22 protein-coding genes are annotated in these 24,127 nt (G+C 55.8%); 19 read left to right on the plus strand and 3 right to left on the minus strand.

Translation table 11 applies throughout. From position 1 onward, the window contains the following. Window positions 1-5: 5 nt before the first annotated feature. The 3 genes from C4S74_RS14520 (at window position 6) to modB (ending at window position 2,140) form a co-directional block, all read left to right on the plus strand. Entirely contained in the window at window positions 6-464 is a 459-nt protein-coding gene (locus C4S74_RS14520) for a GNAT family N-acetyltransferase (protein WP_103996018.1), read from the plus strand. 153 nt (window positions 465-617) lie between these two features. Continuing rightward, the gene (modA, locus tag C4S74_RS14525) at window positions 618-1,448 is read left to right on the plus strand and encodes a molybdate ABC transporter substrate-binding protein (RefSeq protein ID WP_103996019.1); all 831 of its coding nucleotides are present in this window, start codon (window positions 618-620) and stop codon (window positions 1,446-1,448) included. Between the two features lie 2 nt (window positions 1,449-1,450). Continuing rightward, window positions 1,451-2,140, plus strand: a complete 690-nt coding sequence (modB, locus tag C4S74_RS14530) for a molybdate ABC transporter permease subunit (protein ID WP_103996020.1) — start codon at window positions 1,451-1,453, stop codon at window positions 2,138-2,140. Window positions 2,141-2,200: 60 nt separating this feature from the next. Here modB and C4S74_RS14535 read toward each other — a convergent pair whose 3' ends face one another. Together C4S74_RS14535 and helD are read right to left on the minus strand one after the other, a co-directional pair. After that, a complete protein-coding gene (locus tag C4S74_RS14535) occupies window positions 2,201-2,497 on the minus strand; it encodes a DUF3817 domain-containing protein (protein ID WP_103996021.1) in 297 nt (98 codons plus the stop codon). Between the two features lie 143 nt (window positions 2,498-2,640). After that, window positions 2,641-5,043 carry an RNA polymerase recycling motor HelD gene (gene helD, locus C4S74_RS14540; RefSeq protein WP_103996022.1) on the minus strand — a complete coding sequence of 801 codons (2,403 nt, stop codon included), beginning with the start codon at window positions 5,041-5,043 and terminating at the stop codon, window positions 2,641-2,643. 383 nt (window positions 5,044-5,426) lie between these two features. Here helD and C4S74_RS14545 point away from each other — a divergent pair, with 383 nt between their 5' ends. The 4 genes from C4S74_RS14545 to C4S74_RS14560 all read left to right on the plus strand — a co-directional run bounded on the left by C4S74_RS14545 (window position 5,427) and on the right by C4S74_RS14560 (window position 9,144). Next, the gene (locus C4S74_RS14545; RefSeq protein ID WP_103996023.1) at window positions 5,427-6,938 is read left to right on the plus strand and encodes a serine hydrolase; all 1,512 of its coding nucleotides are present in this window, start codon (window positions 5,427-5,429) and stop codon (window positions 6,936-6,938) included. A 124-nt stretch (window positions 6,939-7,062) separates the two neighbouring features. Then, window positions 7,063-7,785 carry a class I SAM-dependent methyltransferase gene (locus C4S74_RS14550; protein WP_103996024.1) on the plus strand — a complete coding sequence of 241 codons (723 nt, stop codon included), beginning with the start codon at window positions 7,063-7,065 and terminating at the stop codon, window positions 7,783-7,785. A gap of 241 nt (window positions 7,786-8,026) precedes the next feature. After that, window positions 8,027-8,476: a flavodoxin gene (locus C4S74_RS14555; RefSeq protein WP_103996025.1), complete on the plus strand. Its 450-nt coding sequence runs from the start codon at window positions 8,027-8,029 to the stop codon at window positions 8,474-8,476. After that, complete coding sequence (locus C4S74_RS14560) at window positions 8,473-9,144, plus strand: hypothetical protein (protein WP_103996026.1); 672 nt, start codon at window positions 8,473-8,475, stop codon at window positions 9,142-9,144. Before C4S74_RS14555 ends, C4S74_RS14560 begins: the two co-directional genes overlap by 4 nt. A 337-nt stretch (window positions 9,145-9,481) precedes the next feature. Here the strand turns inward: C4S74_RS14560 and C4S74_RS14565 are convergent, their stop codons facing one another. Continuing rightward, entirely contained in the window at window positions 9,482-10,036 is a 555-nt protein-coding gene (locus C4S74_RS14565) for an HAD-IIIA family hydrolase (RefSeq protein ID WP_103996027.1), read from the minus strand. Window positions 10,037-10,248: 212 nt separating this feature from the next. Between C4S74_RS14565 and C4S74_RS14570 the strand changes: the two genes are divergently transcribed. The 12 genes from C4S74_RS14570 (at window position 10,249) to C4S74_RS14625 (ending at window position 24,126) form a co-directional block, all read left to right on the plus strand. Beyond that, window positions 10,249-10,794, plus strand: coding sequence for a GNAT family N-acetyltransferase (locus C4S74_RS14570; protein WP_103996028.1), 546 nt, complete (start codon window positions 10,249-10,251; stop codon window positions 10,792-10,794). Between the two features lie 132 nt (window positions 10,795-10,926). Further along, complete coding sequence (locus C4S74_RS14575; protein WP_103996029.1) at window positions 10,927-11,853, plus strand: Ku protein; 927 nt, start codon at window positions 10,927-10,929, stop codon at window positions 11,851-11,853. Between the two features lie 3 nt (window positions 11,854-11,856). Beyond that, on the plus strand, window positions 11,857-12,762 hold the full coding sequence (locus C4S74_RS14580; RefSeq protein ID WP_103996030.1) for a DNA ligase: 906 nt from the start codon (window positions 11,857-11,859) through the stop codon (window positions 12,760-12,762). Next, a complete protein-coding gene (ligD, locus tag C4S74_RS14585; RefSeq protein ID WP_103996031.1) occupies window positions 12,759-13,649 on the plus strand; it encodes a non-homologous end-joining DNA ligase in 891 nt (296 codons plus the stop codon). The genes C4S74_RS14580 and ligD overlap by 4 nt, the downstream gene beginning before the upstream one ends. A 177-nt stretch (window positions 13,650-13,826) precedes the next feature. Continuing rightward, the gene (locus C4S74_RS14590; RefSeq protein WP_103996032.1) at window positions 13,827-14,057 is read left to right on the plus strand and encodes a DUF2188 domain-containing protein; all 231 of its coding nucleotides are present in this window, start codon (window positions 13,827-13,829) and stop codon (window positions 14,055-14,057) included. A 162-nt stretch (window positions 14,058-14,219) separates the two neighbouring features. Further along, window positions 14,220-15,335, plus strand: coding sequence for an SGNH/GDSL hydrolase family protein (locus C4S74_RS14595; protein WP_103996244.1), 1,116 nt, complete (start codon window positions 14,220-14,222; stop codon window positions 15,333-15,335). After that, window positions 15,317-16,909, plus strand: coding sequence for an extracellular solute-binding protein (locus tag C4S74_RS14600; protein WP_103996033.1), 1,593 nt, complete (start codon window positions 15,317-15,319; stop codon window positions 16,907-16,909). Before C4S74_RS14595 ends, C4S74_RS14600 begins: the two co-directional genes overlap by 19 nt. Next, window positions 16,906-18,747, plus strand: a complete 1,842-nt coding sequence (locus C4S74_RS14605) for a sensor histidine kinase (protein WP_103996034.1) — start codon at window positions 16,906-16,908, stop codon at window positions 18,745-18,747. The genes C4S74_RS14600 and C4S74_RS14605 overlap by 4 nt, the downstream gene beginning before the upstream one ends. After that, window positions 18,744-20,342, plus strand: a complete 1,599-nt coding sequence (locus C4S74_RS14610; protein ID WP_103996035.1) for a response regulator — start codon at window positions 18,744-18,746, stop codon at window positions 20,340-20,342. The genes C4S74_RS14605 and C4S74_RS14610 overlap by 4 nt, the downstream gene beginning before the upstream one ends. Before the next feature lie 296 nt (window positions 20,343-20,638). Beyond that, window positions 20,639-21,595, plus strand: coding sequence for a sugar ABC transporter permease (locus tag C4S74_RS14615; protein ID WP_103996036.1), 957 nt, complete (start codon window positions 20,639-20,641; stop codon window positions 21,593-21,595). Window positions 21,596-21,611: 16 nt separating this feature from the next. Continuing rightward, window positions 21,612-22,535 (plus strand): carbohydrate ABC transporter permease, encoded by a 924-nt coding sequence (locus C4S74_RS14620; RefSeq protein WP_103996037.1) that lies wholly within the window; start codon window positions 21,612-21,614, stop codon window positions 22,533-22,535. 97 nt (window positions 22,536-22,632) lie between these two features. After that, complete coding sequence (locus tag C4S74_RS14625; RefSeq protein WP_103996038.1) at window positions 22,633-24,126, plus strand: extracellular solute-binding protein; 1,494 nt, start codon at window positions 22,633-22,635, stop codon at window positions 24,124-24,126. Window position 24,127: the final 1 nt, after the last annotated feature.

Raw genomic sequence — 24,127 nt, forward strand, 5'->3', positions numbered from 1 at the left:
TGTCCATGAATGAACAAGCGGCCATCCGGCTGATCCGGCACGATGAGCTGGACCAGCTTCTGGAGCTGTACCGGCAGCTGAATACGGAGGACCCGGTTATCCCTCCAAGCGAAGAACTGGATCGGCAGTGGAGCGACATGTTCCATGATCCGGGCATGAAGTTTGTCGTTGCGGAGGACCAGGGGAAGCTGGCAGCCGTATGCGTGCTTGTCATCGTCCGGAACCTGACCCGCGGCGGTCGCCCTTTCGGGCTGATTGAGAATGTCGTAACCAGCGAGAATCACCGGAAAAAAGGCTACGGCAGTCTGATTTTGCAAAAGGCGCTGGATTTGGCCCGGGTAGCGGACTGTTACAAAGTGATGCTGCTGACCAGTTCCAAAGAGGACGCGACGCTGCGTTTTTACGAGAAGAACGGGTTTGAAAAAGACGTCAAAACCGGCTTTATCTCTTATTTGTGGGAATAGAATGGCTGGAACGGGAGAGCCGGGACGGAAGAACTGCCGAGGCAATCTTACCTGATGCAGGCGATGATTTGCCGGTATTTCGGTACGGCCGGCCGGAAGTCCCATGCTCGAACGAACCACGTTTTAAGTTACGCAAGAAATGGAGGGACCGCTGTGTTTAGAAAGCGGATAGGGCAAGCGATTGCGGCGGGAGTTCTGTTATGGGGGCTAACCGCATGCTCGAACGGGCAAACCGGTACTCTGGCCGGTAAACCGGAGGCAGGCAAGGAAGCGGATGGAAAGAGGGCGGAACTTACGGTTTCCGCCGCGGCCAGTCTGAAGGATGCGCTGGAGGAGATCGGCCGGCGTTACGAAAGTGCGAACGGCGGCGTTAAGCTGCTTTATAATTTCGGGTCTTCAGGGACTCTGCAGAAACAGATCGAGCAGGGAGCTCCCGCGGACATTTTCCTTTCGGCGGGGGTGCCGCAAATGGAGGCTCTGCTGGATAAGCAGCTCATCGACAAGAACCATTCCGGCGTTCTGCTAACCAACGAGCTGGTCCTGATCGTGCCGGAGGATGCGAAAGCGGCCGTCTCCGGTCCGGAAGATCTTTTGAAAGAAGCGGTGAAGAAGATTGCGGTCGGGGAGCCCAAAACGGTTCCGGCCGGCAGCTACACGCAGCAATTTTTAAACGGAGCCGGAATTTGGGATAAGCTCCAGTCCAAAATCGTGTGGACCAAGGATGTCCGGCAGGTGCTGGCCTACGTGGAGTCGGGAAATGCCGACGCGGGTTTCGTCTACAAAACGGATGCCCTGACTTCGGGCAAGGTGAAAACGGTGTATACGGCAAAAGAAGCGGCGGGAAGTCCGCCGATCGAATATCCGGCGGGAATCGTTTCGGGCACGAAGCAGGCGGACGAAGCCCGGAAGTTTTATGAGTATTTGTCCGGAGCGGAAGCGCGGGGCATTTTTACGAAATACGGCTTCGGCTTAAAAAGTCCCTGAACATGCCGGTGAATATGGACATGTTCTTCTCTCCCGTCTGGCTGTCGCTGAAAATCGCGCTGTTGTCGGGAGTTCTTGCCTTCGTATTCGGCGTATCGGCCGCCCGGCTCGTACATAAACGCCCGTTCAGGGGGAGGACTTTGCTGGAAACGGTCTTTATGCTGCCCCTTGTCCTGCCTCCTACGGTAATCGGCTTTTTGCTTCTGCTCGCCTTCGGACGGAGAAGCTGGATCGGCCGTCTGGCCGAATGGCTGTGGGATCAGCCGGTCATCTTCTCCTGGGGAGCTGGGGTCATCGCGGCGACGGTCGTCGCTTTTCCGCTTGTCTACCAATCGGCCAAAACGGGCTTCCAGACGATCGACCGGGATCTGGAAGGAGCCGCCCGGTCCATGGGAGCCGGCGAGTGGCAGGTTTTGTTCCGAGTTACGCTGCCCCTGGCCGGACCAGCGCTTGTGACCGCTTTTGTGCTCGGTTTTGCCCGGGCGCTGGGGGAATTCGGAGCTACGATCATGATCGCGGGAAATATTCCGGGACGGACCCAGACGGTTCCGACGGCCATTTACACCGCAGTCGATGCGGGCGACTATACGCTTGCCTGGTGCTGGACGGCGGCGATCGTCGCCTTTTCATTCCTGCTGCTTCTTGCGGGCAATTATCGCCGGAATCCCCGTGAGGGAAGCTCCGCACCCTAAAAAAAACCTGCCAAGGCAATGGTGCCCGGCAGGTTTTTTGACGTACGTTTTTTTTAGGTGTCAGGACCAGTTGTCCTTCTTTAACCGGGCATCCAGCACGAATGTGCCGAACGGCAGGAAGGAGGCCAGGATGGCGATCAGCACTTTGAGAATCGACCAGCGGTGAACGAATGTGACGTGTGCGACTGCGAGCAGGAAAAGGACGAACAGCAGTCCGTGCAAGCCTCCGACAACCGTTACGGGCTGAGGGATGTCTGCGAAGTGCTTGAGCGGCATGGCGATAAACAGCAGCAGGAGGAAGGATATTCCCTCGAGGATACCGATCACGCGCAAACGCCCGATAGGGGTACTGAGCATGGTTAACATACACCGCCTGTGTAAGTAAAATGTGGAAAAAGTTCCGTCTCCCTTCTTACTGTATCACAGAGGTAATCGTGCGCTCAAACAAAGCCGGCCGTTCAGGCTCCCTCAGGCCCGTCTGGAGACGGGGGAGGGGACCGTTATTCCACGGTCACTACGGTATAAACGGACGGATCAAGCGCCGTGACGAACGGGGTTAACGTTCCTGCCGAGTAAAGCTGGAGCTTGTGCATCGCTCTCGTACAGGCCGTGTAGAACAGCTTCCGTTCGCTTTCGCGGCGGTAGTCTTGAGCGGAAGCGTCATAGATGAGCACCGCATCGAATTCCACCCCCTTGGCGAGATAAGCGGGGATGACCATGACGCCTTTCTCGAACGAAGGCGTATCCTTGCGGATGAGACGAAGCTCATCCAGGCCGCTCAGCGCTTCGAAGGCGCGCTCGCTTTCGGCGGCGGTTTTGCAGATGACGCCGACCGACGCGGCGCCCTCCGCCTGGAGCGCCCGGATTTCGGCCTTCATCCGGCGGACAAGCGCGTCCGTGTCGGCCCCCGTGAAAACGGCGGGTTTGCCGCCCTCCCGGTCGAACGGTTCGATCAAAGCGCCGTCCTTCAGCATGCCGCGCGTGAACTCGACAATCTCCTTAGTCGACCGGTAGCTGCGGTGCAGCACGATTTGCTCCGTCTCGCCTGGACCGTACAAGTCCGCGACGGGCGTGCTGCCCTCCAGCGTGGTCGCCTGGGCGAACACGGCCTGGTTGAAATCGCCGAGCACGGTCATGCGGCAGCGGGGGAAGAGCCTTTTCAGAAATTCGAACTGAAAAGGGGAGTAGTCCTGGGCTTCGTCGATCAGAACGTGCCGGACGATCGTGTTGGTACGGAAGCCTTCGGTCAGTTCCTGCAAGTACAGGAAAGGAGTCGCGTCTTCGTACGGCAGAGCGCCCCGGTTCATCCGGTCCAGCGTGTACGCGCAGATTTCATCCCACTCGGCAGGAAGGCCGTCCCGGTCCACGGCGGTCTCCCCGGGAACGGCAAGATCCGCCGCGGCGGCTGCCCGGTGCAGGGACTGAAGCAGCGGCTTGTTCTCGTACAGCTGCCGGTACAGGCCGGGAACATCGACGAAGCGGAGCCGCTTTACCCGTGTCCGCAGGGGCTTGAAATGCTCCCGGACGATCATCTTGCGCAGAAGCTGCTCTTCCACGTCCGCATCGTCGAAGCTTTCGGCGCGTCCCCGCCGTTTGCGGAGCTGGTTGTAGGCGCGCTGGTACTGCTCTTTGTCGAGGAAATCAAGCTCGTCGCGGACCCAGTCTTCCTGCATCTCCCGCTCCTGATACGCCGCAAGCTCTTCCAGCAGCCATTCCTTCATAAGCTCGATGCGGTTGGCCAGGCGGATGGAAGCGTCATAGCCGTAGAAGTGGTCCGATAAAGCTTGACGGGACACGATCACCTGATCCTGGAAAACGATGTCTTTGAACAGCATATGCTCCTTCAGGAGCTGATCTTTATACGCTTGAATGACATGCAGGAAGCGGGAGGAAGCCTTGTACCGGATTCCGCTCAATCTAGCGGCATAGCCCGGAGTTTCTTCATCCGCCAGCACATATTCGATCTGATCGAACGGATCCTCGATTTTGAACCGCCGGCCGAGCCGGTGATGCAGATATTCCTGGAACGTCGTCTGCTGCATGTTCTCCTCGCCAAGCTCCGGCAAAACGGTGGACACGTAGCTGTTGAAAAGCGGGTTCGGTGAAAACAGCACCATCTGGTCGGCGGTCAGCGTTTTCCGGTGTTTGTACAGCAGATAGGCGACCCGCTGTAGAGCCGCGGACGTTTTGCCGCTGCCTGCCGCGCCTTGTACGATAAGCATCCGCGAGTTATCGTTGCGGATAATGCGGTTCTGCTCCTTCTGGATGGTGGCGACAATCGTTTTCATCTGGGAGCCCGCCCCTTTGCTGAGCACCTGCTGGAGCAGTTCGTCGCCGATCATCAGCCCCGTATCAAACAGAAAATGAATGCGGCCGTCGCGGATAATAAACTGGCGCTTCAGTTCGATTTCGCCCTCTACAAGACCTCCGGGCGTATGGTATTCGCCCGGACCGAGTGCGTAGTCGTAATAAAGGCTGGCGACAGGGGTACGCCAATCGTAGACAAGGAAGGTTTCGCCGTCTTCGTCGAGAAAGGAAGATACGCCGACGTACACGCGCTCGGTCCGGCTCGAGCCGTCTTCTTTAAAATCAATCCGCCCGAAATAAGGGGAGGGGAGCAGACGGTTCATCCGGTCGGCCAGCTTCTTGAGCTGCCGGTGGGTTCTCTCTCTCTCGGATAAAACTTCGGCCTGCTGCCTCAAGCTGAGGTACGTATCCAGGATATCGTCGTCATGAGCCAGATTGACGGTCACTTCATCCCAGAAATGCTTGCGGATATCGACGACCTGCGATTTGAGCTGCCCGACATCGGGTTCGATTTTCTCCAGCTGCTGCCGCAGCTTATTTCTGACGAGATCGACCCTTTGCTGTTCGTGCTGCCATTCTTCTTTGGAAACCGACAAGAAAACCCCTCCTTAAAGGTGAAAGAACAACCCGCATAAGCGGAAATGAAAAAAAAGTTGACAAAGCTGTGCAAAGGTGATACGATATGATTAGATAAAAGCGCTCAATACGTTTAATTACTAGTATTGATAGCGGTTTTTTATTTTACCATCTAACTTCAATTAAATCAATCATGTTTTAAGCCGTCAGGATAACTGGCGGCTTTTTTGATTTTTTCCATATAAAGGCGGGGCGATAAAAAGCTGAACCGGCCCCGGCGCATGTGACGAATTTGTAAGCCGGAGATAAGCATTTTGCAAGGAAAATCGATGGGTTCGTTCTCCAGGTCAACTTAAAATATTCCTATATACGGAAATAGGATCACGAAGGAGACTGGATGAGAATGAACCTGAAGGAAACAACCCCGCCCGCAGAGACCCGGAAACAACGCTTGGCAAAAGGAAAGCGATTCCTGCTTGCGGCTGCTGCCGCTCTTTTGATTGCGGTGCCTGCGCCCGCCGAAGCGGCGGGAAGCGGTCCTGATAAGCCGGATACCGCACGGATCGACGCTTACATGGAAGGAGTCATGAGCCGGCTGCACATTCCCGGAGCCGCGCTCGGCATCGTGAAGAAGGACAGTCCGCTCTATCTTCAGGGCTACGGCATAAGCGGTCCGGACGGCAGGAAAGCGACTCCGCAGACCGCTTTCGTGCTGGGATCGACAACCAAAGCCATCACGGCGGCGGCCGTCATGCAGCTTGCGGAGCAGGGAAAGATCGATCTGGAGGCACCGGTGCGCCGCTATTTGCCGGATTTTAAAACGACGGTTCCGGAGGAATCCGACCGGATACGGGTTAAAGATCTGCTTTACCAGACGAGCGGGTTTTCGAAATACGACGGCGTGGCCGCCCTGACGCAGGGGGACTCCACGATCGGAGATCATATCGGCGGTTTACGTAAAATTTCCCTTGTCCGTGCTCCGGGAACGAGTTTCGAATATTCCAATTTGAACTATAACGTACTGGGCGGTCTGGTGGAGAGCGTGTCGGGAACATCTTACACAGCTTATGTGCAAAACAATCTTTTCGAACCGCTTGACATGAAAAGCAGTTTCGGTTCACCGGCGGAGGCGGGCGGGGCGGATCTGGCGACGGGGTATCAGCCGGTTTTCGGCTTCAAAACTCCGACCCGTCAGCTTGCCCATACCGGCACGGTGCCTTCCGGTTACCTGATTTCCTCCGCGGAAGATATGACCCGTTTCCTGAGCGCACAAATGAACGGGGGCCGTTATAACGAGAAGCAGGTCTGGAGCGAAAAAAGCGGCGCTATGATGCATAAGCCGGAAGCTTCCATGGGCGGCGGCGCTTCCTACGCTATGGGATGGACGGTCACAAACGGGGTTTTCTTTCATGACGGAGCGACCGAAAATACGTATTCGTTTATGGTTATTCACGGCGATACCGGCATTATTCTGCTTCTTAACACGATGGATTATCTCGTCCCGTACGATCAGATCGTCATGGGGATATACGGGATTTTGCAGGGGGAAGATGCTTCCGTCGATGCCCTTCCGAATTATAACCGGACGTATGTACTGGCCGATCTGGCATTGATCGCGGTACTTGCGCTTGCCGTCCGCAGTTTTTACCGCTTGTTCAAACGGAAAAAACACGTGAAGCCTACGGCCGGCGGCATTGCGCTGAGTCTGGCGGCAATCATCTCGGTTCACCTGCTGCTTCCGGCCGGGATTCTGATGCTGCCGAAGCTGCTTCAAGCGCCATGGCCGGTTTTGATGGTTTTTCTGCCGGGAATTTCCCACGGGTTGTATTTGACGGCGATTTTGCTGGTTTGCACCGGCTTGCTTAAAATCACGGCTGTTGTACGAGCGCTTCGGACTAGAAAAACCGCGCACTAACGGACATCGGTCCCGGATTTTCGCGGGACAGATCCGCTATTCTTCCTTCCGCCGGATCGGCGCTTCAACTCCGTATTTTTTGGGGTAAGCATGGGTAGCAATAAACAGCGGAAGGATGATGAGCATGAATTCGGCACGTTTGCAGCGTATCCGGCGCGAGGAGAAGGCGTATCACGAGCAGTATTTCGAAGAGCACGATTTGTACGAGAAGGATAGCTGGCTGGAAGAGCCGGATGGCCGGGTTTTGGCGTATCTGGAGAAGCTTCAGGAGGGGAACCCTCTGCAAGTACTGGATCTCGGGTGCGGAGTCGGACGGAATTCCATTCCGCTGGCCCGGAAGCTCCAGCCGACAGGCGGAAAAGTCGTCTGTGTGGATTTGCTGGACAAAGCGGTGGAGGAGCTTGAAGCCAACAGCGGCAAGTACGGTGTCCAAGGGCTCATTGAAACCGGGCAGGCGGATATCAGCGAATACAAGGTGCCGGAGAACACGTTCGATTATATCCTCGCGGCGTCAAGTCTTGAGCATGTCCGTTCCGAAGCCGCTCTGGAGAAGGTGCTGGCAGGACTTGCGGCAGGGACAAGGGACGGAGGCATCAATTTTCTCCTCATGAATACGAACATAAGAGAAGTGGATGCGGAAACGGGCGGAGAACGCGAAACGCTGATCGAGCTCATTTTAAGTAAAGAGCAGGCGCTGGAAAAATTCCGGCAGGCATACTCCGGCTGGGAGGAGCTTGAGGTGTCCCATAAGCCGCTGGACATCGAAATCAACCGCGGTGAAACGCCGGTCATTATGAAAACGGACTGTTTAAGCTATGCGGTCCGGAAACCGCAGGCAGGGCGTTAAACTGCTCCGGAAAGACGACAGTTTCGCCGACACGATAGAACCGGCGAAGAGACGATAAGGGAAGAGCCGCAGATTAGCTGCGGTTCTTTTTGATTTTTATTTTAATTTTGATTGAGAATAATTTTCAATTAGGGATTGAAAACGGAGCGGGGACCCTCTATACTAATTATGAAAATGATAATCATTATCAATCAAAAAGATCACTTTTAAACATTTACATAGATGGAGGGACGGGTGGAGGATGAGCGCTTTTATAGTTGTGTACGCAAGCTTGACCGGAAATACGGAAGAAATGGCGGATGCTGTGGTCGAAGGGATCAAACAGGCCGGAGGGACGGTAACGGTCAAGGATATACTGGATGCCCGTGCCGCGGAACTGGAAGGTTACGACGGGATCGTACTCGGGGCGTACACCTGGGGAGACGGAGAGCTGCCCGACGAGTTTCTGGATTTTTATGAAGAGATGGATGAGCTGCGGCTGACGGGCAAAATCGGAGCGGTATTCGGCTCATGCGATTCTAGTTACGCCCAATACGGAGCGGCCGTCGATCTGCTGACGGAAAAGCTCCAATCCCTCGGCTGCACGATGCAGGAGGGGCTGAAAATCGAGCTCTGCCCGTCGGCTCCCGAACGCGAAGCGTGCAGAGAATTCGGACGGCAGGCCGTTATGCGCCTCCAGGGGGCGCTGTGAGCGGCGGGCCGGCGGCAGGCCGGATGGAGGACGGGCGGTTGGAGCAGTTTATCCGCTGTCCCGGCTGCTTTTTCTCCGGCGGAAACTGTCAAGAAAGCGAGCCTTGGCGCGAAAGCGCGAGAACGGCGTCCGACCGGATCATCCGCGAATTTTACGGCATCGACGCTTCCCGGCGGACGGCGGACATTATCCTGGAGAGGCTGGAACTGTACCTTATAGGTCCCGAAGAATCGGGTCTTGTCATGGAAGATTATTTGCGGATGAAAAAAAATCTGGCGAAATATTTGATTCTCGCCCTCTTTCAGGAAGAGTACACGGACCCGCCATTGTTTCTCTTCGAGACGCTCTCGGTGCAGGTCGAAGAACTGGATCTTGAGCTCGTCATGCATCTGCATGTAGGCGAATGGGCAAACGGCTCCTACACGCTGAAGCGGTATTATCTTGACGAGGACTGGTGCGTCGTGAAGGCGTATCTTCAACTGTCGCTTGTCTTCGCCTACAAGGCTTTCGGCAGGCTGCCGGGCCAGATCGAAGCGTACAACCTGCTCACCGGCGAAGCTTACCGGATTCGTCCCAAAGCGGACGATCTGCCGGCTTCGATGGATTTTCTGCGGCTGACGGATACGCTTATGCGCGAGCACAAGCGCAGCCGGATTATGCTCGCCTAGCGGAAGAGGGGCGGCTTACCGGGAGGAGGTTTGCCCTCAGGGCAGAGTCCCGCCAGTACGCAAGCCCCGTTGCCCGGCACCGCGGCGACCGTGAGCGGCAATCCCGCTGTGAGCGTAGACGTGCGGCGACCGTGGCGGCAAGCCTGCCCCGTGAGCGCGGACGCGCAGTGACCGTGGGCGGCAGGCCCGCCGTGAGCGTAGACGCACAGCGACCGTGGCGATAAGCCCGCCGTGAGCGCGGACGCGCAGCGATCGTAGGCGGCAAGCCCGCCGTCGCGTGGACGCGCAGCGGCCGTGCGCTGCCGCCATCGTGCCGCAGCGCGATCCCTGCCGCAGCTTATCCGCTGCGCCGGTCTTGGCCGCCGGCCGTCTCCACTTCGTGCCGCACAATGATCACCGCGGCTTCCAGCAGGGAGGAAGCCGCAAAATCCGCCCCGTCCGGCGCGCCGATCCGGATCGTCCGGGTTCCGGCTGCCCGGCCCGCCCCGATGTCGGTCTCGCTGTCGCCGATCATGTAGCTCCGCGCCAGATCGATGCCATGCTTGCGGGCCAGCTCGAGGAGCATGCCGGGCTTTGGCTTACGGCAGCGGCAGCCTGCGGCCGGACGGTGCGGGCAGTAAGCGATATCGTCGATGACCGCGCCCTCTGCGGCCAGCAGCTTGTTCAGACGCCGGTGAACGGCCAGAAGCGTCTTCTCCGTCATAAATCCGAGTCCGACGCCGCCTTGATTCGTGACGACACATACGAGAAAGCCGGCCTCCTTCAAACCTTTGACGGCTTCCGGCACACCCGGCAGCAGATAGAGATCGGACGGCTTGTTGACGTGGCGCACCCTGCGGGTCATCACCTCGTTCAGGACCCCGTCGCGGTCCAGGAATACGGCTTTTTTCATGGTGGATTCCTCCTGAAGTAGAACACGGGATAGAAGTCATTTTTCGCGCAAAACACTGTACTTGTCCTAGTATAGGAATGTTACTGTGTCGGATTTTAACGGCTGCTCGCCCCAAAACATCGTGACGGCCCGTCGCCTGACATCGGATACCTGTGCTAAACTGTTTTAACCGCAAATTTTTTTTGCGAAAAACAGAAGGATGGGAGACACTCATGATTATCGCCGAACGGCCCTTTAATGTGAACGGACTATCGTATACGATCCGGTCGGCAGCCGCAAGAGATGCGGAACAGTTGTCCGGGTTAAGAGTGCAAATCGACGGGGAAACCGAAAATCTGGACCGGGAGCCGGGTGAAGCGTTCATGGACGCGCCGGGCTTTGTAAAGCTGATTGAGGCGGATTCGGACAGCCCGGGAAACTTGTTTTTGGTCGCGGTTGTACAGGACCGGATCGTCGGGTATTCCAGATGCGAAGGAAATTCTTTAAAACGGTTCTCCCACAAAGTCGAATTCGGAGTCGGAGTGCTGAAAGACTTTTGGGGGCACAGCATCGGTAAAAATTTGCTGAAGACATCTATCGACTGGGCGGATTCCGTCGGAATGGTGAAAATGACGCTGACGGTTCTCGAAACGAACGAAAAAGCCGTTCAGCTGTATGAGAAACTCGGTTTTGAAGTCGAAGGGGTTTTGAGAAAGGACAAGCTTCTTTCCGACGGTATCTATTACGGTACGCTCGTGATGGGTAGATTGAACGAATAATGGTTGATGCGGCGCAGGATGGGGGCGATGACCCCATCCTGTTTTTTCCGTCCGGCTCATTGATTGATCCCCCGGGCTCGCGGTTAAGTACAACACATACGCTTCTTTAAGCGAAACGGAGGGGATTGACACATGCAAACGATCTGGAAGGGTGCCATCAGTTTCGGTCTTGTCAACGTGCCGGTTAAAATGTACACGGCTACACAGGACAACGACATTCCGATGAGAATGCTCCACAAAGAATATAATGTGCCTATCCATTACACCCGCACCTGTCCGAAATGCGAGAGCGAGGTCAACTGGAGCGAGATCGTCAAAGGCTACGAATATGAACCGGGCCATTTCGTTACCTTCGATAAGAAGGAGCTGGAAGGGCTCGCCTCGGAGAAATCCCGGGAAATCCGGATTCTCGATTTTGTCCATCTGGAAGAAATCGACCCGATTTATTTCCAGAAAACGTATTACCTGGCGCCCGACGAAGCGGGAACCCACGCTTATAATCTGCTTGTGTCGGCGCTGGAAGAAACGGAGAAAATCGGAATCGCCAACGTGACGATCCGTTCCAAAAGCAGTCTGGCCGCAATCCGCGTCATCGACGGAGTACTTTCCATGGTGACGATGTGGTACGCCGAGGAAATCCGGCCCAAGGAGCAGATTCCGAATTTGCCGGAAGAGACCGAAGCCGATGAGCGTGAGCTGGACATGGCGAAAATGCTGATCGAGCAGCTCACCGGAGAATTCAATCCCGATAAATATGAAGACGATTACCGCGAACGTCTGCTGGACGCGATCGAAGATAAAGTAGAGGGCAAGGAAGTCAAGCTGGCTCCGGAGGAGAAAAAGTCGAATGTCATCGATCTGATGGATGCCCTTCAAGCGAGCCTCAAGCAGATGAAAGACAAACAGGGAGCGGCCGGAACCGAGAAGAAAAAAACTTCCGGGACAGCAGGACGTACCGGCTCGGCAGGGCGAAAAAAAACGGAAACATCCACGAAACCGGCTGCCAAAGGCAAGCCGAAAAGCCGTTCCAAGTCGTCGGCGAAGAAGACGGGGAGCTGATTTATGCAGCCTTTTCTGCCGATGTCGCCCATCCTCACGAGTAAACTTCCTGAAGGCGATGAATGGATATACCAGCTCAAATGGGACGGATTCCGCATTCTCGCTTTTGTGGATAACGGAAAAGTAGAGCTGTTCTCTAAGAAAATGTTATCAAAGAACCGGAACTACCCCGACTTGATCGAAGCCCTGGAACAATTGTCGGGGACCTTCGTGCTTGACGGAGAAGCCGTTATTCTGGATCCCGCTACCGGACGGCCCAGCTTCCAGAAAATGCAGCAGCGGGACAAACTGACCGATCCGGCTTTAATCCGGCGTGCGGTCGCCCGCGAACCGGTACATTATATGCTTTTCGATGTGCTGCAAATCGGGGACGAAGATCTTCGCGGCATTCCTTTCAGGGAACGCTTCAGGCGGCTGGAGGAGCTTGCGTCCGGCTGGAAGCCGCCACTTTACCGGACCGATCAGTACGCGGACCCGGGGACGTTGTGGGAGTGGGTGACCGCTAACGAATGGGAAGGCGTCATTGCCAAGCGTGCAGGGAGTCCCTACCGCGAGGGCAAAGAGCACAAAGACTGGTTCAAGCGCAAAAGGGCCGTCCGGCACGAGGTGCAGGCCGTCGGCATTCTGCTCAAGGAAGGCCGGGTGGCCAGTCTCGTGATGAGCCGAGAAGGCCGTTATTTCGGACGCGTCTCGTCCGGGTTGAACGAGCGGGTAAAGCGCGAGCTCCGCGGCCTCAAGACCGGGCGGATTATCGAAGATTATTTCATGGGGACGCCCGAAGGATTGCGAAGCGCCGAAGTGATGTGGCTGGAACAGCCGCTGACGATCCTTGTTACGGGACGCGAGGTGACGGAAAGCGGCCTGCTGCGGCATCCTAAACTGCTGGCGCTGGAAGGGATAACGTTATGAGTCCAAGTTCAACCGAATCCGGAGTCGTTACGGTCGACGGAAACGAAATTACGGTATCGAACCCGCAGAAGCTCCTCTGGCCCGAAGCGGGCATCACGAAGGTGATTTACCTGCAGAAGCTTATCGCGCTTTCTCCGTACCTGCTTCCCTATTGCCGGGACCGGTACCTGACCACGATCCGTTATCCGGACGGGGTCGGAGGGAAGTTTTTTTACCAGAAAAACGCGCCCTCCAAGCTGCCGGAATTCGTGAAAACCGCGGCTCACGGAGGCGTTAATTATATTCATCTGAACTCCTTGTCCACCCTGCTTTGGCTCGGCAATCTGGCTGCGCTGGAATTTCATCCCTCGTTCGAATACATCGGCGGAGAAAAACCCGCGGAATGGGTGCTGGATATCGATCCGAGCTTCGAAGACGAGCCGAGGCTCATGGAAGCGGTAGCGATCATCGGTGAAACGCTCGAAGGGATGGGCGTACGTTCGGTGCCGAAAACGTCGGGTGCGACGGGTGTCCAGATTTTCGTTCCGATCCGCGACGGGTATACGTTCGATCAGCTCCGGTCCGTCGGAGAATTTCTGGGGAACTATCTGGCTGAGAAGCATCCCCGTCTGTTCACGGTCGAAAGGCTGATCAAAGAGCGGGGGAAGAAGATCTATATCGATTACGTCCAGCATGCTCCCGGCAAAAGCTTGTCGGCGCCCTACACGCCCCGAGGCAGGGAGGAAGCGACAGTGTCGACGCCTCTGACCTGGGACGAAGTCCGTCAGGGAGTAAGCCCGAAACTGTTTACCCTGCTCACGATCGAACAGCGGCTCGACAAAATGGGGGATCTGATCGCGGCGGAAGAAAAACAGTCGCTGGACCCCGTGCTAGATTTTATCCGGTGAACGACCGTGGAAAAGTTGTTTGGTCCCGATTTGTGCCGAGAGGAAAAGCTTCCGTAATTCGGCCCTATTGGTTTTCCAGACCTGGTTGCTCCAAGTTTCGTTTGTTAGGGCGGCCCGATGTGTAACAACCGGGTTTTCAGGGTAAGTAAAATCATAACCAAACAGGAGGGGATCCCGATGTCCAAACATGAACCGGCTTCCGTACATACGACGCCGAGCCCCGAAGGCGGCTGGGACAATCAGCGCGACGGAGAGAAATTCAGCCATCACGACACGAAAGAAGAAGCGCAGGCAAGAGGCCGGGAAGAAGCCAAGAAGAGAGAAACGGAGCACAAAATTCACAACAGGGACGGCAAAATATCGGAATCCAACAGCTACGGGAACGATCCGTTTCCGCCGAAAGGCTGATTGCGCCAAACGGATTCCGCGGAAACATAAAATCATTCAATCCTTTTTCCGAAACCGGAGAAAGGATTTTTTTGATAGGGAGCGATTTACAAAAACTTCTTTACACCTTGTGAAAGACAAAGGTAAGTTTAAAGAAAGACCTTTCAACCAAACGGGGGAGTGATGGAAGTGGAAGTGAAGCAAGCGGGAAAAATCGATATCGCCCGGTACGACAGCAACTTGAAGACGGACACGATGGCCGACGGGGAAGCCGTATGGCACGATCCGCGGCAGGCTCCGTTCAGAATCTCGGGATTTCCGTGGCTGAAGACGGAAGGCCGGTACCGGCGGCTGCCCGTTCTTCCGTCCGGCAAGCTGCCGGAAGCGGTCGACCGGCTCGCGGATTGTACGGCGGGCGGGCAGATCCGCTTTATGACCGATACGGCGCAGCTTTCCGTCCGGGTACGGCTCGGCGGCGATGCCGTCATGCCCCACATGACGCTGCTGGGCCAAAGCGGGTTCGACTGTTACATCGGGGAGCCGGGTAATCAGCGGTATGTTGCAACCGCTTCCTTTAAACCGGGGGACTCCGGCTACACGTCACGGCTATACAAGTTCGGGGAGAGACGGATGCGGCACGTCACGCTGAACTTCCCCCTCTACCAGGGGGTGGAGGAGGTCTGGATCGGAACGGACGACGATGCCCGCCTGGAAGAACCGCTCCCCTATGAAAGTCCGGGAAGGATTATCGTCTACGGCACCTCGATCACTCAGGGCGGCTGCGCGAACCGGCCGGGCATGAGCTATCCCGGTATTTTAAGCCGGCTAATAAACCGGGAGTTTATTAATCTCGGTTTTTCGGGCAGCGGCAAGGGAGAACCCGAAGTGGCCGAAGTGATCCGCGAAATCGGAAATCCGGATCTGCTGGTCCTGGATTATGAAGCCAACACGGGTGAGCCGGAGAACATTCGGGACACGCTGCCGGTTTTTATCGGACTGTACCGGGAAAAACACCCGGAGGTTCCGATCCTTGTCCTCTCCTGCATCGAATTTGCCGCCGTCACATTCGACCCGGCCGTCCGCAAGAAGCTGGATGACCGGCGGGCCATACAGCGGAAGATCGTAGAGGACCGGATCGCAAACGGCGACCGGTTCATCACCTTCTTCGACGGGTCGGCGCTGCTCGGCGAAGACGGCCATGAATGTACGGTGGACGGGATTCACCCGACCGATCTCGGCTTTAAGCGGATGGCGGACGGACTTCTCGGAGTATTCAAGCGATGCTTGAAAGCGGAGTAAGAAATCGCGCGGCCCTGACGCGCCGCTTCCGCTGCCGTCCCCTTCGTCCGCTTGCCCTGCTTAGAAGTTCGCTCCTCCTGGGGGCGCTTGCCGCCGTTTCCGCCGGGTGCGAACGTGTGCCGGAAGCTGCCGGCGGCGGACTTGTTCCGCACGTCCCCGCATCTGCGGCCGACTCCATCTCGATTGTAACGAACACGATCGGAATGAGTTTTCCACAGGGGATGGACGAGAATAACAATCCTTACCTGCGCTATATCGAAGAAAACACCGGGCTGAGTATTAAGGTGACCCTCCCGCCCCAGGACGTATATCCCGAAAAGCTGAACGTCATTATGGCTTCCGGCAATTTGCCGGATCTCATTAATTTTTCCGACAAGGTATGGATGAATGATAACGCCAGACAGAACAAGCTGATGCCGCTGGACGAGCTGATCGACCGGTACGGCAAAGCCCTCAAGGAGAAAATTCCGAAAGAAGCATGGGATCAGGTCACCATCGACGGCAAAATTTATGCGGTACCGAGCTTGAACGAAGTGAAAGGGCTGGAACTGATGTACGCGCGCAAGGATTGGCTGGACCGCCTGGGTCTCGCTCCGCCCGTCACCTTGGACGATTATTACAAGGTAATCCGCGCCTTTACGCTGGACGACCCGGACGGCAACGGGCTTAACGACACGATCGGGCTGACATTCGGCGAGGCGCTTACCCGTTCGGCGCCCTTCTTTGGCGCGTTCGGCGTGCAGCTCGATCAGTGGACCGAGCGTTACGGCGAGCTTGCCTACACCGGTACGCTGCCGGAGACGAAAGAAGCGCTCGCTTTCCTGAACAAGCTGTACCGGGAGAAGCTGCTCGACCCCGAGTTTCCGCTGAACCGCAACCCCAGCTTGATGGACAAGGTCAAGAACGGCAAGGTGGGCATTTTTTCGGCCGCCTGGTACGACACGCGGGGGCCGATTGCGGCCAATATGCAGAAAGATCCCCGGGCCGTCTGGATTCCGCTGGAATATCCGGTGGGGCCGGAAGGGCACAGCGGAGTCTACGCGACCAATCTGATCCGCTCGTACAATGTCATTCCGGTAGGCAGCACCAATCCGGAAGGGGTCATCCGTTACTTGAATTTCATTGCGGGAGACGGGTACAAGACGCTCAAGCTGGGTTTTGAAAACGAAATCTGGACGATGCAGAACGGAAAGATGGTCACGAACTTCGAGGAACACGACAAGCATCTGTACCGGGGCATCTACCAGGCGATGGTGGATATCCAAGACAAGGAGATTTCGAAGTTGCGGCTCGATTCTCTCGGCGATTTTCATTTGTACGAAAATTTGAAACAAATCGAAGGCCATCTCATCCCGAACGCCTTCTACGGCTCGCCGACTCCGTCGATGAGCAAATATTACAACACCAAGGGGAAAGAACTCATGGAGCATTTCGTCCGTATCGTGGTGGGCGTCGAGCCGTTGGACTCTTTCGAGACGTCCGTGGAACAGTGGAGGAAAGAAGGCGGAAATGACATGACCCGGGAAGTGAACGAGTGGTACAAGAAGCAGGGTATTCCGCAGGGGCCGCGATGAGAAAGACATTACGCTGGCTGCTTGACAAGTTTCAGCGGAATATTCAAGTCCGGCTGACCTGTTACTTTCTGCTCATCCTGCTTCCGCTCGTGCTGGTCAGTCTCTTCGCCAACGAACGCTCCCAGCAGATTCTCGTCGAGCAGGCGGCGGAAAGGTCCCGGCTGGCCTTAAATTCCGCAATGGACTATATCGATTTGACGCTGCAGAGTGTAGAGGAACTGTCCACACTGATCTCGACGGACGCCGAGCTGATCGGCGCTTTGTCCCGCAACGGTGAGGAATTGACGCCGCGTTCCGTCGTAGACTTTTCGCAAATGATGAAGCAGCTGGCCAATATGAACTCGATCAATCACATTGCCTCCCAGATTTCGATCTACCATTATCCGTCAGGAAGGATGTTTTCCACGAATTACGGCATAAGCGGCTTGGATAAGAGCCAGCAGGATTTTATGCACGATATGACGCTCAAAAACGGCACGGGCATTTTGTACATGCTGCCGGGTCAAATCATTTACGGGAGCAGCACCTTCGGTGACCTGATGAAGTCGGACAGCGTAACCCTGGTCCGCTCCATGGACCTGTACAATCCTCAGCGGGAACAGAATGTGATGCTCATTACGCTGAACAAAACGCGGCTGCTCAATCTGATCAAACCGCTGCTTCCTTCTCCCCAGACCAAAATCTATCTGACTAACGCCGACAACAACTTGATTGCGGGCATCGGGAAGGAAGGGGAGACGCGTGATAAATATTTGCCCTCCGAGCCGGACGTACTGTCGGTTTCCATCACTTCGGCCACGTCCAAATGGAAGCTTACGATGACCCAGCCCAAGAGCGAGCTGTACAGCAAGACGGAGCAGGTCACGCTTTACATGTACGGAATCATTACGATTAGTATCCTGCTCGCGTTGTGGATTTCCTGGATCGTCTACACGGGCATCGCTTCACCGCTGCAAAAGCTGTCGCACGGGATCAAAAGGCTCGGCAGCGGCAAGCTGAACATCCAGCTGGAGAACAAGCGCAGGGACGAATTCGGCTATTTGACCGAGGCATTCAACCAGATGGCCCAGCAGCAGAAGCATCTGATCGAGGATCATTACGAGCAGGAGCTGAGGCTGGCCAAGACGGAGCTGAAATTTTTGCAGTCCCAGATCAACCCTCATTTTCTGTACAACACGCTCGATTCCATTTACTGGACGGCCAAAAATTACGAAGCGGACGAAATCAGCGAAATGGTTCTGAACCTGTCGCGGTTTTTCCGGCTGAGCCTGAACAAAGGCCGCGAAGTTTTTTCGGTGGAGGAAAGCTTCTCGCACCTGCATTACTATATCCGGATCCAGCAGATCCGGTTTCTCGAAAACTTCGAGGCGGAGTACCGGATGGAGGAGGAAACGAAGGGGATTCCGCTTCTTAAGCTGCTTCTCCAGCCGCTGGTGGAAAACGCCATCCTCCACGGGATGGACGGCAAAGAGCACGGCGGCCGCCTCGTCGTTTCCTCCAGGCTGGAAGAAGGGTTTCTTGTGCTGGAGGTGCGGGACAACGGCAGCGGCATCCCGCAGGAGCGGCTGGCCTATATCCAGGAGGAGCTGGGCAGGCTCCACAGACGCAAGGGCAAGCTTTACTCGCTGGATGAAGAAGGCGTGGACGACCTGTTCGGGCTAAGGAACGTCGTGTCCAGAATCAAGCTCTATTACGGCGTGAGCGCGGAACTGAGCATCGACAGTGCGGAAGGCGGAGGCACCCGGACGGCGCTCAGGCTTCCCCTGGTCCGCTGCAGAGAAGATTTCAGTCCCGGTGCGGACAGCATGATCGGCTACAAGGAGGAGACGGGAACATGAACCTGATGATCGTTGAGGATGAAGTGCGCCTGCGCACTTCGCTCGTAAACAATATTCCGTGGGAAGACAACGGAATCGAAGTGACCGGCCAGGCGGCGAGCGGGACGGAAGCGCTGTTTCTGTTTGAGCGGAAAAAGCCGGACATCGTTCTGCTCGATGTTCAGATGCCGGAGATGGACGGGCTTACTCTGGCCCGCAAGCTGCGCGAGAAGGATGCCTTCGTGAAGATGATTATTCTCAGCGGGCACGATAACTTCGGCTTCGCCCAGAAAGCGATCGAAGCGGGCGTTTCCCAGTACCTGCTGAAGCCCGCGGGTGACGGGGAGATTCTGGAGGCGGTTCTGAGCGCGGCCGAACAGCTGCGGCAGGAGCTGGAGCGCTGGCACAGCCAGGCGGAGCTCCAGGAGAAATGGTCGGAGCATCTGCCCCAGCTGCAGAGCGCGTTTTTCCAAAATCTGATCGGCGGCAAGTACGCCCTCTGGGAAATCCGCAAGATCAGCAGGGATTATCTGCTCGATCTGGATGAGAGTATGCAGTACGCCGTAGCGGTAGCCGACGTCGATCCGCTCGCGACCGGCGAGCCCCGCTACAAAAGCGGGGATATGCCGCTGCTGCGCTTCTCGCTCCAGTGTGTCGCCCGTGAGTTTCTCCAGCCGCACTCGTGCTGGGTGAATACGGACGCAAGCGGCTACACGCTGATGCTGTTCGCCATGCCGGCGGCCGATTCGCCCAACGACGTGATGCTGCGCGTGCATGCCGCTGTCGTGAAGCTGCTCTCCCAGGCCAAAGAGTGCCTGAAGGTCACGTGCAGCGCGGGAATCAGCGGCGGGACCGGCGGCCTCACGGAGATCAGCAAGCTGTACGCTCAGGCGTATCAGGCGCTGCAGGACCGCATCGTGTACGGGTCCGACATCGCGGTACCGTACCGGGACAAGCCGGCGGCCGGAACGTCCGTGCCGCTTTCGCCGGGACTGGAGAAGACGCTGGAGATCGCTCTGGAAACCGGCGATGAGGATAAGGCGATGACTACTCTCGCGGAGCTGTGGGATCAGGCGATGGAAGGAACGGAGACCGCTGCGGGGATGCACGAGGCGCTGATGTACTGGACGAGCCTCATGATCCGGCTCATTCACAAGCAGGGCTGGAGCGTGCAGGATGTCGTCAAGGAGGACTACCCGTATTACCGGGACGTCACCTTGCTGAGCACGAAGCAGCAGATCCGGGCCTGGCTGGAGCGTTCGGTGCTTCACTACTCGGCCTATCTGCAGGAACAGCGCAAAACGACGAGCCACGGGGTCGTGAAAACGATCCTGTCCATGGTCGAGAAGGAGATCGACAGCGATATCACCCTCCACAGCGTGGCGGACCGGCTCTATGTCAATTCCTCGTACTTGAGCCGTTTGTTCAAGCAGGAGACGGGCGTCGCGTTTTCCACGTACGTGCTGGAGCGGAAAATGGACCGAGCCAAGGCGGCGCTGCTTGAAGGCGCCAAGGTGTACGATGCGGCCCGGCTCGTCGGTTACCGGGACGTCAGCTATTTTACGAAAGTGTTCCGTAAATATTGGGGCGTCACACCGGGCGAAATGAAGCCGTAGCCGGCCGGAAAGGGAACGGTTACCGGGCGTTACGCCGGAGCAGGGAAAGGGCGTCCAGAAATTTTCCATATATTCCGGGTATTTCAAAACCAGCAAATAAAAGCGTGAAAAGCTGTCCGCCGTATTACGGCGGGCGGTTTTTTTTGATGGAACGTATTTGCACCCGAGGCATCCCCGGGAAGGATCAGCGCGCTATCAAAGTACCACAAATAGTAATGAGAATCCTCTACTACGGATTTCGCGCAGGTTCTACACTTAGTACTATACAAAAGCGAAACCGCATAAGGGGGGATTCGATGAGACAGCCTGCTTCTGAAGTAAACGTCTCCCGGTCGAAACAAAGTTATTCCAGGCAACTCAGGTCGGATATCCGCAAGGATTGGGATTTATACCTGCTGCTCGTGCCGGGTATCCTGTTTGTTTTACTTTTCAAATACACGCCGATGTACGGTCTTGTTATTGCGTTCAAGGATTTCAATATTTTCGACGGTATGGCGGCAAGCCCGTGGGTGGGACTCGAGCATTTCAAAAAGCTGTTTACCTCGCAGGAGTTCGGCGGTGTTTTCGTCAATACGCTTATTATTTCCCTGCTGAAAATCGTCATCCTGTTTCCGCTTCCCATTGTCGTCGCGATTCTGATGAACGAAATGAAGAACATGCTGTTCAAGCGCACGATCCAAACGGTCATTTATCTGCCGCACTTTCTGTCCTGGGTTATCGTGAGCGGAATTTTTATCGATCTGCTCTCCACGAACGGGGGCCTCGTCAACAAGGTACTGATCAGCCTGGGGCTGGAGCAGATCGCTTTCTTCATGGACAGCAGCGTGTTCCGCAGTGTCCTCGTCACGTCGGCGGGCTGGAAAGAAACCGGATGGGGCATCATCGTGTACCTCGCCGCGTTCTCAACGATCGACCCCCAGCTTTACGAAGCCGCCAAAATGGACGGCGCCGGGCGCCTGAAGCAGATCTGGCACATTACGCTGCCCGGAATTTTACCGACGATCCTCCTGATGTTTATCCTCCGTCTGGGCTCCGTGCTCGAAGCGGGTACGGAACAAATTCTCGTCATGTACAACCCTACCGTCTACAACGTCTCCGACGTAATCGGCACGTTTGTGTACCGCATGGGTCTGGGCAACCAGGATTACAGCTTTACGACCGCCGTCGGACTATTCGAATCGGTTATCGCCTTCACGCTTGTGATTACCGGCAATCATTTGAGCCGCAGATATTTGCAGCGCGGAATCTGGTAGAGAGGAAGAGACGCATATGAATACAGACGCAGCCCTGCCTGCCGTAAAGCCGCTCAAACGCAGAAAACCACGGACGACTTGGTCCGAGAAGCTGTTTCATGTCATCAATTACACCTTGTTTATCCTGTTCGGACTGGCCACGCTGCTGCCGTTCCTGAACCTGATCTCCAAATCGCTGAGCGATGAATCCGCTGTCATTTCCGGACAGGTCAGTCTGTTTCCGGTCGGCTTTCAGCTGAGCACTTACGCTTATGTGCTGCAGGATCAGATGTTCCTGAATTCGTTTAAAATTTCCATCCTGATCACAGTCGTCGGTACATTGCTCAGTCTTTTTCTGACCACCATCACGGCGTATCCCCTCTCGAAACCGAGGCTGCGGGGACGCAAATGGCTTCTGCTGGTGTTCATCTTCACGATGCTGTTCAGCGGCGGGCTCATTCCGATGTACCTGCTCATGCAGAATCTGAATCTGGTCAACACGCTGCCCGCTCTTTTCCTGCCGGCGATGGTGAACGTGTATAACATGCTCATCATCAAAAACTACTTCGAAGGGCTGCCCGAAAGCCTTGAAGAATCGGCGAAAATGGACGGGGCGAGCAATCTGCGCATTTTGTTCAGCATCATGCTGCCGCTTTCCCTGCCGGTTCTCGCTACGATCGCGCTTTTCTTCGCGGTATATTTCTGGAACGACTATTTTGCCGCCATGATCTACATTACGAATCCGAGTCTGAAGCCGATGCAGCTGTTTCTGAAGGAACTGCTCATTTCGTCCACCGGGGATTTTCTCCGGAACAACAATCTGGATTCCTCGATGAATACGACGCCCCAGTCGATCCAGGCCGCTTCGATCCTGCTTGCGACGCTGCCGATCCTGCTCGTTTACCCGTTTTTGCAAAAATATTTCGTGAAAGGGGTTCTGGTCGGCTCGGTAAAAGGCTGACAGGCACCTTCATTCGGAAAGGCGGTGAGGCCCTTCTCTTGAGGCTTGCGGAACTCGGCTCGGTCTTGTTGTTCAACAAAAAGGGAGGTTTACATCTATGTTAAAAAAAGCAGCGCTTCTGCTCACGGTCGCAGCCCTTGGAGTCACCACGGCGGCATGCGGCGGAGGAAAAGAGACCCAGACCGGCGGTACTTCGCCGGCACCGGCAGGAGGAGCCAAGCCGGCCCTGCGCCAGCTGATGCAGTACGGCAATTTCGATCCGAACAAAGAATTTACCGCCAAAACGATTTCGGAAAAAACAGGCTATAAGGTCAATTACGAAATGCTTCCGGCGGAAAATCCGGACGAGAAGCTGAACCTGCTGATGGCGAACAAAGAAGAGTACGACGTCATGAAGCTGAGCGCGCCGCAGTTTGAGAAGCTGGCTACCTCGGGCGCCCTGGAGCCGCTCGACGACCTGCTCGAAAAGCACGCGCCGAACATGAAAGCAGCCATCGACCCGGCTGCGTGGGAAAGCGCCAAAGTAAACGGCAAAATCTACGCCATTCCGGAAACGGGCTCGGGTCTCGCGGTGGGGGAAGAACTTGTTGTCCGGCAGGACTGGATGGATGAGCTCGGCCTGAAAACGCCGACGAACACGGACGAGCTGTACACGGTGCTGAAAACGATCAAAGAAAAGAAAAACATCGCACCGCTTACCGGTTCCAAAGATGCGAAGGAGTCCATTATCGGCGATATCGGGGCCGCATTCGGCGTGACTGCGGACTGGGTGAACCAGAACGGAACCCTCGTTCATCAGGTAGAGACACCGGCGATGAAAGAATTTCTGACTTATATGAACAAGCTGTACAAAGAAGGTCTGATCGACCAGGAAATGCCGATCAATACGAGCGCCAAGGCGATCGAGAAGTTCTCCAGCGGCAAAGCGGCCATTTTCAAACAGGCTTACTGGAACGCGGGAACGACGGAGAAGGCGCTTAAGAAGAACGATCCGAATGCCAAAACGGCCATTATTCCTTTCCTGAAGGATAAATCCGGCAAAGCATCCACGTTCGTGAAAGCGAATACAACCTGGTTTGTCACCATTCCGAAGGTTTCCAAGCATAAGGAAGATGCCATGAAATTTCTGGATCTGAAGCTGAAGCCGGATAATTTCATCGAGATCGCCATCGGCAAGCAGGGCGAGCATCATGAGATCAAAGACGGCAAGTATTACCCGATTCTGCCGAAATTTAATGACGAGCTTAACAACGGAAGCGGATTCCTGACAGGCGTGGATTATAAAAAATACCCGGACTACTGGCAGGCCCGTGTGCGCAAAGATCCCGTTCTGCAAGCGTTCTTCGAACAGATCAACAAAAACGCCGAAGGCATCATGGTCACCGACCCGCTTGCCAAAGCGCCGCCGATTGCGGATATTTCCAAAAACAAGCAGAAGCTCGACAAGTTCCAGACCGACAGCATGCTGAAATTCATCAGCGGATCGGACCCGCTTTCCAATTACGATCAATTCCTGGCCAAATGGAAGGCCGATGGCGGCGATGCGATGATTAAAGCGGCCAACGAATGGTTTAAAACCGCCAAAAAATAAC

This window comes from Paenibacillus sp. UNC499MF (assembly GCF_900107975.1).
Classification (GTDB): domain Bacteria; phylum Bacillota; class Bacilli; order Paenibacillales; family NBRC-103111; genus Paenibacillus_F.